This is a genomic window from Mesorhizobium sp. BH1-1-4, from assembly GCF_020165665.1.
In the GTDB taxonomy this organism is placed as follows: Bacteria; Pseudomonadota; Alphaproteobacteria; order Rhizobiales; family Rhizobiaceae; genus Mesorhizobium.
The window spans coordinates 143,715-160,274 of the sequence record NZ_JAIUIN010000002.1; the positions used below are offsets into that span (position 1 = coordinate 143,715).

General features: G+C 64.1%; 7 protein-coding genes. 5 read left to right on the forward strand and 2 right to left on the reverse strand.

Features of this window, described 5'->3' with window-relative positions; genetic code table 11:
- Window positions 1-9: 9 nt before the first annotated feature.
- From LB569_RS04390 to LB569_RS04405, 4 genes are all read left to right on the forward strand, one after another.
- Window positions 10-588, forward strand: coding sequence for a HutD family protein (locus LB569_RS04390; protein WP_224691252.1), 579 nt, complete (start codon window positions 10-12; stop codon window positions 586-588).
- A gap of 288 nt (window positions 589-876) precedes the next feature.
- On the forward strand, window positions 877-9,462 hold the full coding sequence (locus tag LB569_RS04395; protein WP_224691253.1) for a GH36-type glycosyl hydrolase domain-containing protein: 8,586 nt from the start codon (window positions 877-879) through the stop codon (window positions 9,460-9,462).
- Between the two features lie 370 nt (window positions 9,463-9,832).
- Entirely contained in the window at window positions 9,833-11,602 is a 1,770-nt protein-coding gene (locus tag LB569_RS04400; protein WP_224691254.1) for a glucan ABC transporter ATP-binding protein/ permease, read from the forward strand.
- A 103-nt stretch (window positions 11,603-11,705) separates the two neighbouring features.
- Entirely contained in the window at window positions 11,706-12,464 is a 759-nt protein-coding gene (locus LB569_RS04405; protein ID WP_224691255.1) for a heme ABC transporter permease, read from the forward strand.
- Window positions 12,465-12,819: 355 nt separating this feature from the next.
- On the opposite strand, the gene LB569_RS04410 is transcribed toward LB569_RS04405, so the two are convergent.
- Window positions 12,820-13,878 carry a D-TA family PLP-dependent enzyme gene (locus LB569_RS04410; RefSeq protein ID WP_224691256.1) on the reverse strand — a complete coding sequence of 353 codons (1,059 nt, stop codon included), beginning with the start codon at window positions 13,876-13,878 and terminating at the stop codon, window positions 12,820-12,822.
- 199 nt (window positions 13,879-14,077) lie between these two features.
- On the opposite strand from LB569_RS04410, the gene LB569_RS04415 reads away from it, so the two are divergent.
- Window positions 14,078-14,764: a D-lyxose/D-mannose family sugar isomerase gene (locus LB569_RS04415; protein WP_140707003.1), complete on the forward strand. Its 687-nt coding sequence runs from the start codon at window positions 14,078-14,080 to the stop codon at window positions 14,762-14,764.
- Window positions 14,765-14,813: 49 nt separating this feature from the next.
- Here LB569_RS04415 and LB569_RS04420 read toward each other — a convergent pair whose 3' ends face one another.
- Window positions 14,814-16,499 carry a hypothetical protein gene (locus LB569_RS04420; RefSeq protein WP_224691257.1) on the reverse strand — a complete coding sequence of 562 codons (1,686 nt, stop codon included), beginning with the start codon at window positions 16,497-16,499 and terminating at the stop codon, window positions 14,814-14,816.
- Window positions 16,500-16,560 lie beyond the last annotated feature (61 nt).

Below are 16,560 nucleotides of genomic sequence, written 5' to 3' on the forward strand. Positions count from 1 at the left end.
GCTGACGCCATGCGCATCCTTCGTGCCGCCGATTACCGCGTCATGCCGTGGAAGAACGGCGGCGGCACGACGACCGAGATCGCCGTCTCGCCCGATGGCGCCGGGCTCGACGATTTCGACTGGCGCGTCTCGATGGCCCGGGTCGAGACGAGCGGGCCATTCTCCAGCTTTTCCGGCGTCGACCGCACGCTGTCGGTGCTGGAAGGCGAGGGGATCGTGCTTGACGTCGCGGGCCGACCGCCGGAGCGGATGACGGCGGCCTCCCGGCCATTTTCCTTTCCGGCCGACCAGCCGACGAGCGCCGCGCTGATCGCCGGCCCGATCACCGATCTCAACGTCATGACGCGTCGCGGCCGCATGTTGCATCAGGTCGAGCGTCTGGCGATTTCAACGCCTGTGGAAATCCGGACCGACGCAGGTTCCACTTTCATCCTTTGTCATGCAGGCCATGCCATTTTCCCCGGCACCGCGCCCATTCGTCTCGGGCCGCTCGACACCTTGCTGCTCGGACCTGATGCCGCTGTCTTGCGGGTTCAGCCCGAGCCGGATGCGATCCTCTTCGTGATCCGGATAATCGGTGCCGCCTGACGCGTTTGTTGCCAACGGTTACCGCCTGTTTCCAAACATGATCGCGATGCCGGCGAAATATAGCGTAAGCTGGCGTCGGCATCACGAAAAAGCCCGAATCCTCTCCGTCGATCGGTCTTGACGGGAGCGAGGGGCGCTCGTCTTTGGGTTGGTCGAAAGATGACGCCCTGTCGTGGTGCGGAAACAAACTTTCGGCATAGGGGTTGATGCAACCAATTGCATTTGAACCGGTTTTAGGGCCATTGCCGTAGCGGTGACGCCGCTGAGTGCCCGCTTACGGAATTTTCAATGAATATTCAGACAAATCCAGCCCAGATCGAGAAGACAAGCGCGAGCTTTCCTGCCATCACGGAAGAGCCGATAAGATCGACATTCCTGCCGGAAGAACGGCTCCGGCTGCTCGGCGAAAGTCTGGCCAAGGGCGATCTGGCGGATCTGTTCGGCCTGATCCCGTTCGACTTCCAGGCTCGGATCCGCGACAGCGCCAAGAAGATCCTCGAAGTCTACCGGTCGACCAATGCCGCGCAGGCGAGGGGCGAAACCATCACGCCCGCCGCGCAATGGCTGCTCGACAACAACTATCTGATCGAGGAAACCATTTTCCAGGTCAAACGCGACCTGCCGCGCCGCTTCTACCGGCAATTGCCGACGCTGAAACTGCCCGATGGCGGCACCGTGCCGCGCGCATTGGCGCTGGCCTGGACCTATGTCGCCCATTCCGACAGTTCCGTCTCGGCGACCATGTTCAAGTCCATCGTCCAGGGCTTTCAGTCGGTCGAACCGCTGAAGATCGGCGAACTCTGGGCGCTGCCATCCCTTCTGCGCTTCGTGCTGATCGAGAACCTCCGCCGCCTGGCGGTCAGGGTCAACCGCACCCGCCAGATGCGCCAGATCGCCAACGACGTGGCCGACAAGGTGCTGGCGACCGACGACAATCCGGACCGGCAGGCGATCCTCGCCAATTTCAGCGCGCACGCGCAGGACACCACCTTCGCCACTCAGCTTCTCTATCGCCTGCGTGACGGGTCGCAGAACGCCGGCAAGGCGCTGGAGTGGCTGGAAGGCGAGCTCGAAAAAACCGGCTCGGACGCCGAGGAAATCATCATTTCCGAGCACCAGACGCTGTCCAGCGGCAATGTCACCACCGGCAACATCGTGCGTGGTCTGCGCCTCATCAACGACGTCGACTGGACGGTGTGGTTCGAAGGCGTCAGCCGTATCGATACCGTGTTGCGCGAGCGCACCGATTTCGCCGCGCTCGACTTCTTCTCGCGCGATCAATATCGCACCGCGATCGAGGAACTGGCACGCCGCTCGAACCTGTCGGAGTACCGTGTCGCCGAAAAAGCCATCGAGTTGGCCGGCCACGCCGCCGGCGGAACGGTCCCGCAGGGGGCTGAAGAGGTTGATACCCAGGCTGGATCCGGCCATACCGATGTCGGTTTCTATCTCGTCGGCCCGCGCCGGCTGGAGCTGGAAAAGGCGATCGGTTACCGGCCCACGATCAGCCAGACGGTCAAGCGGACCTTTGCCAAGACCGGCTGGCTCGGCATCGTGCTCCCCGTCTTCGCGCTGACGGTCTTGCTGCTTGTCCTGACAGGCAATGCGTTGGGCAATCTTGGCCTGTCGGTGCCGTCGATCGTGCTGATGCTGGCGCTGTTTGCCGTGCCGGCCAGCGAAGGCGCGCTCGCCTTCTTCAACACCGTGGTTTCGCTGTTCCTCAAGCCAACGCGCCTGATTGGCTACGACTACAGGCATGGGGTGCCGCCCGAGGCGCGCACCCTGGTGGTCGTGCCGTCGCTGATCGGCTCGCGCGACGATGTCGAGGAGAACATCCGCAACATCGAAGTGCACTACCTCGCCAATCTGGCGGACGAGATCCATTTCGCCCTGCTGTCGGATTGGCCCGACAGCAAGATCGAGGTCGATGCGGCGGACACCGAGATCCTGGATTTCGCCCGTGCCGAAATCGCCCGTCTCAACGCGCGCTATCCCTCGCAAGGCGCACCGCGCTTCTACATCCTGCACCGCCGCCGGCTCTACAATGCCGCGCAAGGGTGCTGGATGGGCTGGGAGCGCAAGCGCGGCAAGCTGCACGAGCTCGATCTCTTGCTGCGCGGCGACAGCGATACCACCTTCCTGCCGCTCGAGGTGCCGCTGCCGGAAAAGGTCGTCCATGTGATGACGCTCGATGCCGATACCCGCACCACCCGCGATGCGGTATCGAGCCTTGTCGGCAAGCTTTGCCATCCGCTCAACCGGCCGCATTTCGACGCCACCAGGCGCGTCGTAACCGCCGGTTACACCATCCTGCAGCCGCGCATCACCGCTTCGCTGACCAGCGGCGACGAAGCCTCGTTCTTCCAGCGCGTGTTCTCGGCCAATCGCGGCCTCGACCCTTATGTCTTCGCTGTTTCGGACCTCTATCAGGACGTCTTCAGCGACGGCTCCTTCACCGGCAAGGGCCTCTATCATGTCGATGCCTTCGAGGCCGCCTTGCAGGGCCGCATCGAGGAAAACACCATCCTCAGCCACGATCTGCTCGAAGGCGCGCTGGCGCGCGCCGCACTGGTCACCGACGTCGAACTGGTCGAAGATTACCCGACCCGCTACTCGGTCGACGCCTCGCGCCACCATCGCTGGGCGCGCGGCGACTGGCAGCTCTTGGGCTACATCTTCAACCCGCGCTCCGGCGTCCCAGCCCTGTCGCGCTGGAAGATGGTCGACAATCTGCGCCGCTCGCTGACGCCGATCTTCTGGGTCTTGGCGGCCATCGCCGGCTGGACCCTGCTGCCCTTCACGCAGGCCGCGCAGTGGCAGGCCTTGCTGATCCTCAGCCTGTTCATGGCGCCGACCTTCGACGTCGTCAACGCCATCCTGCCCAAGAGCGGCGACCAGACGCCGCGCGGCCATTTCTCGGCGCTGGCGCGCGACGTCGCCTTCGGCACCGCCATGGTGGCGCTGAAGATCGTGCTGATGGCGCACAATGCCTGGATGATGGGCGACGCCATCGTGCGCACGCTCTACCGGCTGTTCGTCAGCCGGCAGAACCTTCTGGAATGGCGCACCGCCTCGCAGGCGCACAAGGCCGGCGACAATGATGTCGGCTCCTATTACGGCATGATGTATGGCGCCGTGATCATCGGCTTTGTCGGCCTAGCCATTCCGGTGCTGGCCGATTCCACCGGTGCCTTCGTCGCCTTCTTCTTTGCCGTGTTCTGGATCGGCTCGCCGGCGATCGCGAGCTGGATCAGCCGCTCCGCCGAAACCGAGGACCGGCTGCGCATATCCCAGGCCGACATCCACACGCTGCGCACCGTGGCGCGCCGCACCTGGCACTATTTCGAAAGCTTCGTGACGGCGGAGCATCACAATCTGCCGCCGGACAATTTCCAGGAGAGCCCGGCGCCCGTGGTGGCGCCGCGTACCTCGCCGACCAATATCGGCGTCTATCTGCTCTCGGTCGTCTCGGCGCGCGATTTCGGCTGGATCAGCCTGTCCGATGCCATCACCCGCATCGACGCCACCATGACCACCATCGAGAGCATGCCGCGTCATCGTGGCCATCTCTTCAACTGGTACGACACCACGACGCTGAAGCCGCTCTACCCGCTCTATATCTCGGCGGTGGACAGCGGCAATCTCGCCGGTCACCTGGTGGCGGTGGCGGCGGCCTGCGCGGAATGGGCGGAAGCGCCTTCCGTCCACCTGCAGGGCGATTTCGAGGGTATTCTCGATACCGTCACCATTCTCAGCGAAAGCCTCGATGAACTGCCTGACGACCGCCGTCAGTTGCGGCCACTGCGCCAACGCCTCGTCGATCGCCTCGACGGCATGCGGCGTGCCGTCGAGACGATCAAGGCGCAGCCGGAAATGGCCTCGATCCGCACCATCAACCTTGCGGTCCTGGCTGGCGAAATCCGCAAGCTCGCCACCGCCATTCACACCGAGGCCGCATCGCCGCAGAGCGACGTCATCGTCGACTGGGCGGCAAGGCTCGAGGCCACCTGCGAGGCGCACGTCCACGACGCCCACAGCGACGAAAACGCTGTCGAGGCCCTGCGTGCCAAGCTGCTCACCTTGCGCGAGCGCACCCGCCGTTTCGCCTTCGAGATGGAATTCGCCTTCCTGATGCGCCCGGAGCGCAAGCTCTTGTCGATCGGCTACCGGGTCGAGGAACATCAGCTCGACGAAAGCTGCTACGACCTTATGGCCTCCGAGGCGCGGCTGACCAGCCTGTTCGCCATCGCCAAGGGCGACCTGCCGACCGAACACTGGTTCAGGCTTGGCCGCCCGATCGTCGAGATCGGTTTCCAGGGCGCGCTGATGTCCTGGTCCGGCTCGATGTTCGAGTATCTGATGCCGCCACTGGTGATGAAGGAGCCGCAAGGCTCCATCCTCAACCAGACCAGCAAGCTGATCATCAAGCGCCAGATCCAATACGGCCGCCAGAAGAACGTGCCGTGGGGTATCTCGGAAGCGGCCTACAACGCTCGCGATCGGGAACTGACCTATCAGTATACTAATTTCGGCGTGCCGGGGCTTGGGCTGAAGCGTGGCCTCGGCCAGAACACGGTGATCGCGCCTTACGCGACTATCCTGGCGGCCCAGTTCAACCCGCGCGAAGCCGTGCAGAACCTGGCCCGGCTGCGCGAGATCGGCGCGCTTGGCCCTCATGGCTATTATGATGCGGTCGACTTCACGCCGCAGCGCGTGCCGGAAGGCACCAACCATGCGGTCGTGCTGAATTACTATGCCCACCATTCGGGCATGTCGATCGCCGCTGTCGCCGACGCCATCTTCGAAGGTCGCCTTCGCGATCGCTTCCACAGTGATCCGGTGATCGAATCGGCCGAACTGTTGTTGCAGGAGAGGGCGCCGCGCGACATTCCGACCGCCACCGTCCGCACCGAGGCCGACGAGCGCTCCAAGGACGAAACCGAGACCGAGAGCCCCGATACCCGCATCGTGCTCGATCCCTTGCGGGCGCTGCGTTCGACCAATGTGATGTCGAACGGCCGCTATTCGGTGATGGTGACCGCGACCGGCTCCGGTTACAGCCGCTGGGGCGATCTTTCCGTCACCCGCTGGCAGCCCGATCCGGTCGAGGATCGGCTTGGCTCCTATATCTTCCTGCGCGATGCCGCCACTGGCGACTGGTGGTCGGCGACTTCGGAGCCCAAGCACGCGGCCGAGGAAAAGACGCAAACCCTGTTTTCCGATGACAAGGCGAGCTTCGTGAAATCGGTCGGCACGCTGCGCTCCGAGGTCGAATGCATCGTCATTTCCGAAGGCAATGGCGAGGGCCGCCGGATCACGCTCTACAATGAAAGCACATCCGACCGTCACATCGAAGTGACGTCCTTTGCCGAACTGGTGCTGGGTTCGGAGGCTTCCGACAACGCGCATCCGGCTTTCTCGAAGATGTTCGTGGAAACCGAGATCGCTCCCAACAATGGCGCGATCTTCGCCACGCGCCGCAAGCGCGAAACCAGCGAACCCGATGTCACGCTGGTGCATTTCGTCACCGATCCGTCGGGACCCTCTCGTGATGCCGAGGCCGAGACCGACCGGCGCGCCTTCATCGGCCGTGGCCGCGCCATCGGCGATGCCGCGGCCTTCGATCCAGGCGCCCGGCTTCGTGGCCATTCCGGCTTCACCCTCGATCCCATCGCCTCGCTGCGCCGTCAGGTGCGCGTGCCGGCCAACAAGAAGATATCGCTGACCTTCTGGACCGTCGTCGGGGCCAACCGCGCCGAGTTGGAAGAGGCCATCAACCGGCTCGACCACCAGGAGAGCTTTGCCCGCCAGGCCATGCTCGCCTGGACGCGCAGCCAGGTGCAGACCCGTCATTTGGGCCTCAGCCTGACCGATGCCGCCAATGTGCAGAAACTGGCGCGCTATCTGATCTATCCCGACCCGTTCCTGCGGCTGCCCGCAGAGTCCATCGCTTCCGGCCTGGGCAAGCAATCGAGCCTGTGGCCGACCAGCATTTCGGGCGATTACCCGATCTTCCTGGTCAGGATCGGCGATGTCGCCGATCTGGAAATCGTTGCCCAGGCGTTGCGCTTCCAGGAATATATGCGCACCCGCGGCATGATGATCGACTTCGTCGTCGTCAATGAGCAGGCCTCCTCCTATGTTCAGGATCTGCAGCGCGCGGTCGAGACGTTGTGCGAAAACAGCCGCTTGCGCGGCAAGGAACTTGGACCCCGCCAGCACATTTTCGCGGTGCGCCGCGACCTGATGGAGGAGACGACCTACAAGACGCTGCTCGCCGTCGCCCGCGTCGTGCTGCATACGCGCAACGGCACCATCTTCGACCAGATCGAACGGGCCGAGGCGGCTGCCCTGCAGGCGCGCGATGGCCTGCAGCCGGCTGGATTGCCGGCCTCGCGCGAAATTCCGGCGCCCGCACCGCAGATGCATGCATTTGCCTCGGCGGTGGCCGATGTCAGCGCAGATGGCTCCGGCCTCAGCCAGTGGAACGGTTTCGGCGGCTTCGACGGCGACGGGCGGCACTATGTGGTGCGCCTGACTGGCCGGCGCACCACGCCGCAGCCCTGGATCAACGTCGTCTCCAACGCCTCGTTCGGCTTCCACACCTCGGCCGAGGGGGCTGCCTTCACCTGGAGCCGCAACAGCCGTGACTATCAGATAACGCCGTGGTCGAACGATCCGGTTTCGAACCGGCCGGGCGAGGGCATCTATATTTACGACCAGGCCAGCGGCAGGGCGTTCTCCCCGATCGCCGCGGTGGTGCGCGATCCCTCGATGACCTACGAGGCCTGGCATGGCCAGGGCTTCTCGACCTTCCGCTCGAAGCGGGGGCCTTTGTCGATGGACCTGACCCATGTCGTCGATCCCGTCGATCCGGTGAAGATTACGCGGCTGCGCATCCAGAATTCCGGCTCGGTGCCGGCGCGGTTGCGCGTATATGCCTACGCCGAGTGGGTGCTTGGCGGGCACCGGTCGCGCACGGCGGCAACCATAGTGCCGTCCCGTGATGGCGCCACCGGCGCGTTGCTGGCGCAAAACCCCTATGGGCTGGATTTCAGCGAGCGCGTGGCCTTCCTCGCCGCCGACACCGGCATCCACTCGGTGACGACGGACCGGGCCGAGTTCCTCGGCCGGCACGGGTCCAGCGAGTTGCCGCAGGCGGTGCTGAGCGGTTCGGCCCTGTCTGGCCGCGTCGAGGCCGGAGACGATCCGTGCGCGGCGATCGCTCGTGACATCGAGATTCCGGCTGGCGGCGACGTCACGCTGATCTGGCTGCTCGGCGATGCCGAGTCCTCGGCGCAGGCGAGCGCGCTGGTGCAGAAGCACCGGGGCGGGGACTTCGACCAGCGCCTGGCCGACAACGAGCGCGAATGGCGTGCCTTCCTCGACACCATCCAGGTCGAGACGCCGGACAAGGGCCTCGATGCCATGGTCAATCACTGGCTGCCCTATCAGAGCCTTGCCTGCCGCATCCGCGCCCGCTCGGCTTTCTATCAGGCAAGCGGCGCCTTCGGGTTCCGCGACCAGCTGCAGGACACACTGGCCTTGCTGGCGCATGATCCGACGCTGGCGCGCGACCAGATCCTCAACGCCGCGCGGCGGCAGTTCCCGGAGGGCGACGTGCAGCATTGGTGGCTGCCGCGTACCGGCGCCGGCGTGCGCACGCTGATCTCCGACGACGTGGTGTGGCTCGCTCACGCCACGGCGCGCTATCTCACGGTGACCGGCGACGCCACCATCCTGAAGGAGCAACTGCCGTTCCTCGACGGCCAGGTGCTAGGCGAAGGCGAGCATGACGCCTTCTTCACCCCGGAAATCTCGAAGAAGACAGTGTCGCTCTACGATCACTGCGCGCGTGCGCTGGACCTTGCCATCAAGCGCAGCAGTCCAGCCGGACTGCCGCTGATCCTTGGCGGCGACTGGAACGACGGCATGAACCGTGTCGGCGAGCACGGCAAGGGCGAGAGCGTGTGGCTGGGCTGGTTCCTCTTGAAGACGCTTGGCGACTTCGCCGCGGTCGCCAGGAGCGAGGGCGACACCAAGCGCGCACAAGCCTGGGCAAAGCATGCCGAAGCGCTGAAGCGGGCGCTCGAAAGCACGGCATGGGACGGCGAATGGTACCGGCGCGGCAGTTTCGATGACGGCACGCCTTTGGGGTCGCGTTCATCGCAGGAGTGCAAGATCGACTCCATCGCCCAGTCCTGGAGCGTGCTTTCGGGCGAGGGCGACCCGGCGCGGTCGACGACGGCGATGCAGCAGGCGACGAAGTTGCTCGTCGACGATCACCTCAAGATCGTGAAGCTTTTCACGCCCCCCTTCTCGAAGACGGACAAGGATCCCGGCTACATCAAGAGCTATCCGCCTGGCGTGCGCGAGAATGGCGGCCAGTACACCCATGCGGCGACGTGGTTCGTCATCGCGCTGGCGGAGATGGGGCAGACCGACGAGGCCTACCGCTGCTTCTCGATGCTGAACCCGGTCAATCACGCGTTCGACGAGGCCTCGACCGAGCACTACCGCGTCGAGCCCTATGTGGTGGCGGCCGATATCTATGCCGGGGACGACAAGGGCGGACGCGGCGGCTGGACCTGGTACACCGGCTCCGCGGGCTGGCTATACCGGGCCGCGGTCGAAGGCATCCTGGGTATCGAACGGCGCGGCAAGCAGATCACGTTCCGGCCGAAGCTGCCCAGTCATTGGGACGGCTATCAGGCGTCCCTTAAGATGCTGGGCGCCGAGATCAAGGTGCAGGTCATTCGCGACAAAAAGACCAAGACGATCTCGCTCGAAGTCGATGGTTCGAAGACAAAATCGGCGTCCTTCGAGCCAAAGGCCGGTGGTCAGACCGAAGTCGTGGTCAAGATACCGGCGTAAAATCAACAGGTTGGGTCACCGGATAGCGCGTCTTTCGGGACGCGCGAAGCTGCGTCCCGTTACTTGCGCGGGATCCAGGGCGGCGTCGGCCGCGCGCCTTGGAACCGACCTCTCCAGCTTGCGGTGATTAAAAATGTGGCAACGCTAGGCCGCTGCCATGATTTTGCCGCAACGCTGGCATTTCACCTTTTATCTCAATCCGTTAGGTGATCACGCCAGATTTCGTATCGTCGTCATGTTTTGTTCGCTAAATGGGAACGGAAGCGATAGACGGGCATTGTTTTGCGACGCATCAACCGTTACGTGTCAGGAATGGTGCAGTGCACAATATTGGTATTGGGCACAATAGAATGTTGGCGGAGTAGCTGAAGTGTCACTTCTGCAGATCTATTGGAGAGCGCTGGGGTATCTGGCTGCCGACAAGAAGCGCGTCGCGCTGATCTGTGCGGCCAACGTCGCTCTCGCAGCCATCGCGATCCTCGAGCCGATCATGTTTGGCCGGGTCATCGACGCAATTTCCACCAAGGGTTCGGTCTTCTCCACGCTTGCGGTCTGGGCCGGCATCGGCGCCTTCAATGTTCTCGCTTTCGTGCTGGTGGCGCGCGGTGCCGACCGGTTCGCGCACGCCCGGCGCAGCGAAGTGCTGTGCCAGTCCTTCGAGCGCGTCATCACCATGCCGCTCGCCTGGCATCACCAGCGCGGCACCTCCAACGCCCTCCATACGCTGTTGCGCGCCGTCGAGACGCTGTTCAGCCTTTGGCTCGAATTCATGCGCCAGCATTTGTCCACGGCTGTTGCACTCGTCCTGCTGGTTCCGACCGCGCTCAGCATGGATGTGCGTATGTCGATGGTCCTGCTCGTCCTCGGCGTTCTCTATGTCGGCATCGGCCGCCTGGTGATGAAGCGCACCAAGGAAGGCCAGGCCGCCGTCGAGCGCCACTATCACAAGGTGTTCGCGCATGTGACGGACTCGGTGAGCAACGTCGCCGTGCTGCAGAGCTACAACCGTCTCGGTCATGAGGCGGAGACGCTGCGCGGCTACGTCAAGAACCTGCTCGACGCGCAGAACCCGGTGCTCGACTGGTGGGCTATCGCCAATGCGCTCAATCGCCTGTCGTCGACGATCTCGATGATGGTGGTGCTTCTGATCGGCGCCTATCTGGTCACCCACGGCCAGCTGCGCATCGGCGACGTCATCGCCTTCACCGGCTTCGCCACGCTGCTGATCTCGCGGCTCGACCAGATGTCGGCTTTCGCGAACCAGATTTCGGAAGCTCGCGCCAAGCTCGAGGATTTCTACAAGCTTGAGGATTCTGCCGCCGATACCGCCGAGCCGGACGGCCTGCGCGATCTTGCCAATGTCACCGGCCATGTCCGTTTCGAGGATATCAGCTTCGAGTTCGCCAATTCGGGGCAGGGCGTCAGCGATGTCTCCTTCGAGGTCCAGGCTGGCCAGACCGTCGCCATCGTCGGGCCGACGGGTGCGGGCAAGACCACGCTCATCAACTTGCTGCAGCGCGTCTTCTCGCCCTCCAGCGGCCGTATCCTGATCGACGGCATCGATACCCGCACCGTGACCCGCAAGTCGCTGCGCAATTCGATCGCCACCGTGTTCCAGGATGCCGGATTGCTGAACCGCTCGATCGAGGACAATATCCGTGTCGGCCGCGCCGATGCGACCAATGACGAGATCCATGCCGCCGCCACCGCGGCCGCGGCGCAGGATTTCATCCTGTCCAAGAGCAATGGCTATGACACGGTGGTCGGCGAACGTGGCGGCCAGCTGTCGGGCGGCGAGCGCCAGCGCATCGCCATTGCCCGTGCCGTGCTGAAGGATGCTCCGATCCTGGTGCTCGACGAGGCGACCAGCGCGCTCGACGTCGAGACCGAGGATCGCGTCAAGGAAGCCATCGACGAATTGCGCCGCGACCGCACCACCTTCATCATTGCCCACCGCCTGACCACCGTCCGCGACGCCGATCTGGTCGTGTTCATGGACAAGGGCAGGGTGATCGAGATGGGTGGCTTCGCCGAACTGTCGCTGCGCAACGGCCGTTTCGCCAGCCTGCTGCGCGCCGGCGGCCTGCTCAACGACGAGGAAGTCCGCCGCCTCAGCCGCTCCGTACACGAGGCGGCCTGAGCGATGACAGTTCTCCCTTCTCCCCTTTGTGAGAGAAGGTAAGAGCTGCCGCGACACCACCGCTCGATTGCTCCAATCGCATCGGCGGTCTATGTAAAGTCGCATGAGTGACACGACTTCACGCCTGAGCGGCTGGACCGATCTTGCCAATCCGACCCGGTTCGTTGGGCTGGCGGACAGGCTTGTGCCGTGGCTGGCGGCGTTCGCCGCGCTCGTTCTCGCCGCTGGCCTCTATATGAGCTTCACCGCGCCCGAGGATTTCCAGCAAGGCATCACGGTGCGCATCATGTACATCCACGTGCCTTTCGCCTGGCTCGCCATGATGTGCTACACGCTGATGGCCGTCTCCGCGCTTGGCACGCTGGTCTGGCGGCATCCGCTGGCCGACGTCGCGCTCAAATCGGCGGCCCCCATCGGTGCGGTCTTCACCGCGCTGGCGCTGATCACCGGTTCGATCTGGGGCAAGCCGATGTGGGGCACCTGGTGGGTCTGGGACGCCCGCCTGACCTCGGTCTTCGTGCTGTTCCTGATGTATCTCGGCATCATCGCGCTGACCCGCGCGCTTGATGACGCCAGCCGCGCCGCCTGGGCCGCCGCCATCATCACGCTGGTCGGCTTCATCAACATCCCGATCATCAAATTTTCCGTCGACTGGTGGAACACGCTGCACCAGCCGGCCTCGGTGTTCCGGCTCGGCGGCCCGACCATCGATCCCAGCCTGCTCTGGCCGCTGCTGGTGATGGCCGTCGGCTTCACGGTGCTGTTCTTCACGCTGCACCTGATGGCCATGCGCACGGAGATCCGCCGTCGCCGGGTCATCGCGATGCGGCGTGTGGCGGCACGGCAGGCGGAGCGGACTTAAGCTTCTCTCACAAGGGAAGCTACGGAATTTCCAAGCAGCTGGTCTTCGGCCATGGCGTGCATGGCAGCTTGGCGAATTCATTTTCTTATGCCGCCTTGGTCGACCCCCACTCCGTCGAGCTTCGCTCGACACCTCTCCCCCGATCGACGGGGTAGAGGAAAGGCACCAGGCTTTTTGCCGTCAACGCTCGTCCAGAAAAGAAAGCTCCCTTCCTTTCCCTCCGGAGGGGGGGAAGGTGGCGCTGCGAAGCAGCGACGGATTGGGGGAACCACGTGGCAATCAAGCCCCGCGCCGATCAGTCACGCCAGTCACATAAGATCTGTGGCTAGCTTAGCAGGTGGAAAAGGAAGGCCGCTCACCCCATCAGTCCGCGCGCTGCCACCGGCAGCGTTTCCAGCACCTTTTCACCGTCGATCAGGTTGACGTCGTTGAACAGATTGGTGACGACGCAGCAATGGTCGGGCACCACGCGAACCCGCTCGCCAATGCGCAGCTTGCCGTCGCCCGAAAGCGTGACCGTGCCGTGCTCCTCGCTCAGGCCCGTCACCAGCGCCCCCGGCACGCCCATCAACTCTCCAAAATCCTTTAGCCCAAGCGTATCGCTGGACAGCGCCTTGCTGCCGCTATCGAGAATGGCGCGCGTTGCTGTCGGATGGCTGACCACGGTCGCGAGCACTGTCAGCGCGCAGTCGTCGAGGCTGCCGACACCTTTGGCGACCTGGTAGCGGTCGAGATAGATGTAGGTGCCGGGCCGGTATTCGGTGACGACCGAGGCATCGGCGGAGCGCCACATATCAGGCGTGCCGCCGCTGGAGATGCGCTCACAGGCGAGCCCTGAAGTGGACAGCGCCTGTTTGGCTTCGGCAAGCCAGGCTTCGGCTTCAGCCGCGCGGCCGGCGGCCGGATAGGTCATCAGCCCGCCAAAGGCGAGACCGCCACCCTGGTCGATCACCCTCGCCAGCGCAACCGCCTCATCGGCCGTCTGCACGCCGCAGCGCCCCATGCCGGTGTCGCATTCGACCAGGACCCATAGCGGATGCCGGGTATCGGTGAAGGTGGCGGCGAGCCCCTCCAGCGTCTGCACGCTGTCGGCCGTCACCGACAGCGTGACGCGGCCGTGCAGCGCCTGCAGCCGTTCGAGCTTGGCGCGGCCAAGGATGTTGTAGGGGAGAAAGATATCCGTCAGCCCGGCATCGGCCATCACCTCGGCCTCGCCGATCTTCTGGCAAGTGATGCCGACGGCACCCGCCGCCACTTGCTTCTTTGCCCAATAAGGCAGCTTGTGCGTCTTGATGTGCGGCCTGAGCTTCAGTCCGTTCTTGTCGGCATGGGCCTGTGCGCGCGCTATGTTGGCTTCGGCGCGCGCGACGTCGACGAGGATCGACGGCGTATCGAGATCATGGATGGTCGGCATCGGCTATATCCCGTGGAGTCCGCAGGCGTTATGGGCCTGAAAGCCGGCGATGTCACGCGGCCAGCAGGCTGGATCGGTGGGCCATGCGCGGGACGCGCAAGGCTCGAATGGGCAAGGCTCGAACAGGCAAGATGGATCGACACCGCAGCGGCGTTCGGCTATGCGATTGACGGAAAAATCGACACGAAGGGTCACGATCATGAAACGCTCCGCCATCAACGAAATCATCCGCGAAGCCGACGCTTTCATCCGCTCGTTCGGCTACGTCATGCCGCCCTTCGCCTACTGGTCGCCGGAAGAAATGAAGGCGCGCCAGGTCGACTCCTCGGCCATCCACACCTCGCGGATGGGCTGGGATATCACCGATTACGGCCAGGAGAAGTTCCACGAACTCGGCCTGTTCCTGTTCACCACCCGCAATGGCCGCTACGAGGACATGAAGAAGGGCATGGGCATGCTCTACGCCGAGAAGATCATGATCTCGCGCAAGGACCAGCTGTCGCCGATGCACCGCCACAACGTCAAGGCCGAGGACATCATCAACCGTGGTGGCGGCAAGCTGGTGCTGGAACTGTTCATGCATGACCGCGACGGCGGCATCGACCCCAGGGCCGAGGTTTCGGTGCCTGTCGACGGCACCATCCACAGGCTGCCGGCGGGCGGGCTCCTGAAGCTCGATCCGGGTCAGAGCGTCACGCTGATGCCTGGCGTCTGGCATGCCTTCTGGGCCGAGGGCAAGGACGTGCTGATCGGCGAGGTCTCGACCGTCAACGACGATCTCACCGACAATGTCTTCCGCGAGCCCATCGGCCGCTTCTCCAACATCGAAGAGGACGTCGCTCCCCTCCACCTTCTGGTGGCCGACTATGAGAAGTGGCTGGCCTGATTCCGACGCTGGTAGAGGCGCCGACCCTGCCAATGGTGGGTCGGTGCCCTCAATGACAGCAGCTTGCCCCTGATTGCACGCTCGTCCGGCACAGGCAGGACGAAGTGATCGGCACATCGGCCCTAGCCAGCGCCGTGGCAAGCCTTGACTGCATCGCCGGCAATTCTTCAGCCTCGCCGCGCCGGCTCAAACATTCTACCAGCCCGTGCAGCGCCCAGACATTGTCCGGGTGCTGGGCGCAGCGCTGCACCTTGCCGCTCAGACCCAGATCGTCGCGATAGACCTGCTCGGCTTCCGCTGCATGACCCTGGTCGAGAAGCAGTGCCGCCAGCGCATGGCGCGGCGGGTGCATCCAGGCCCACGGCTCGGTGTAGGACAGATTGTCGTCCAGCTCGACCGCGCGCCTGAGATGGCCATAGGCCTCCTCGTGCCGGCCCTGATGATAGGCATGCTCACCGTCGAGCAAGGCGGCACCGACGGCAAGCGAGGCGCGGGCCGGGTTGCTGAGAAAACGGCGCTCGGCTGGGATGCCTTCGAGATGCAGGTGGAACCGTTCTCGCTCCCGCTCGGCTTCGGCGAACTGTCTCAGCGTCGCATGCGCGACGCCCTTGGCGTAGTGCTGCATGGCAGCGGTCAGCACATAGAGACCCGGCTCCGCTGCCATCGGCTCGTCGATGATCTCCCGCCAGCGGCCGAAGCGCACCTCAACATGCGATTTCATCGCGTGATAGCCTTCGACCGTCTGGGTGAGCTTTGGCCGGTCGGGCATGCTGACCACATCGCGCGTCACCAGGCGGCGCACCTCGTTCGCGGCCCACCGTGCCGGGCGGTATTGGCCTGACAACATGGAGGTGAACATCATCAGGTGCAGATCGTGGCAGCAGCCGAGCAGGTAGTAGGTCGGCTCATCCGCATAGGCGAGATAAAGGTCGTTGGCGCGCACCGCCTTCTCGCTGGCAAGCCTGGCCTTCTCATAATCTCCGCACAGCACATAGATATGCCCCGGCATGTGGTTCATGTGCCCGGCATCGGGGCACATCTCGCCGAGCAGGTCGGCCGAGCGGATACCGCGTTCGGGCATAGTGGACATTTCCAGGTGATGGATGTGCAAATGGACGATCGCCGGATGCTGGGCGATGCCGGCCTCGTCGGCGAGCCGGATCGAGCACTCGCAGACGTCCAGCGCCTCGACGACATCGGAATTAGGCGCCGGTTCACCGGTCTTGAGGTCCCACAGGCGCCGCACGGTCCGCATCATCATCGCCTCGACGAAAAGCGCCATCACGTCATGATCGTCGGGAAAGTTCTGATAGACCCGCCGCATCGCGGCGGCATAGGCATCATCCCACAGCTCGAATTCCCGCGGGCTCACCCGGTGCGGCTTCTGGAAGCGGCAAGCCAGCGCTTCGATCAGTTGCCTTTCGACGTCGCCAGCGGCGGCCACGCTGGCACGCGCCAACTGGACGTGCTCGAAGCAGCGCCTGGTCGCACTCTCGGCCTCGGCTTCGCCATGCTCCTTCCAGGTGAGATTGTAGAAAGGCCCGGCCGCGTAGGAGATGCCCCAGTGGACCATCGGGCAATCCGGATCGGTCTCCAGCGCCTTCTCAAAGCACTTGATGCCTTCCTCGTGGTTGAAGCCGTAGCACCAGTTGAGCCCGATATCGAACCAGCGCTGGGTCTCGGCGGAGCGGGTGGAGATCGAGCGTCGGTAGGTGCCAAGGTCAAAGCGGTCCATGAATTCTCGTTCCAACTGTTGTCGATTGCAATCCAGACCAGATTCCTTTCTGGCCCGCCGC

Bases quoted from the DNA above. Each gene is read 5' to 3' on its own strand.
- LB569_RS04415 (WP_140707003.1), top strand. From the start codon at position 14,078: ATGAAACGCTCCGCCATCAACGAAATCATCCGCGAAGCCGACGCTTTC.
- LB569_RS04390 (WP_224691252.1), top strand. From the start codon at position 10: ATGCGCATCCTTCGTGCCGCCGATTACCGCGTCATGCCGTGGAAGAAC.
- LB569_RS04405 (WP_224691255.1), top strand. From the start codon at position 11,706: ATGAGTGACACGACTTCACGCCTGAGCGGCTGGACCGATCTTGCCAAT.
- LB569_RS04410 (WP_224691256.1), bottom strand. From the start codon at position 13,878: ATGCCGACCATCCATGATCTCGATACGCCGTCGATCCTCGTCGACGTC.
- LB569_RS04420 (WP_224691257.1), bottom strand. From the start codon at position 16,499: ATGGACCGCTTTGACCTTGGCACCTACCGACGCTCGATCTCCACCCGC.
- LB569_RS04395 (WP_224691253.1), top strand. From the start codon at position 877: ATGAATATTCAGACAAATCCAGCCCAGATCGAGAAGACAAGCGCGAGC.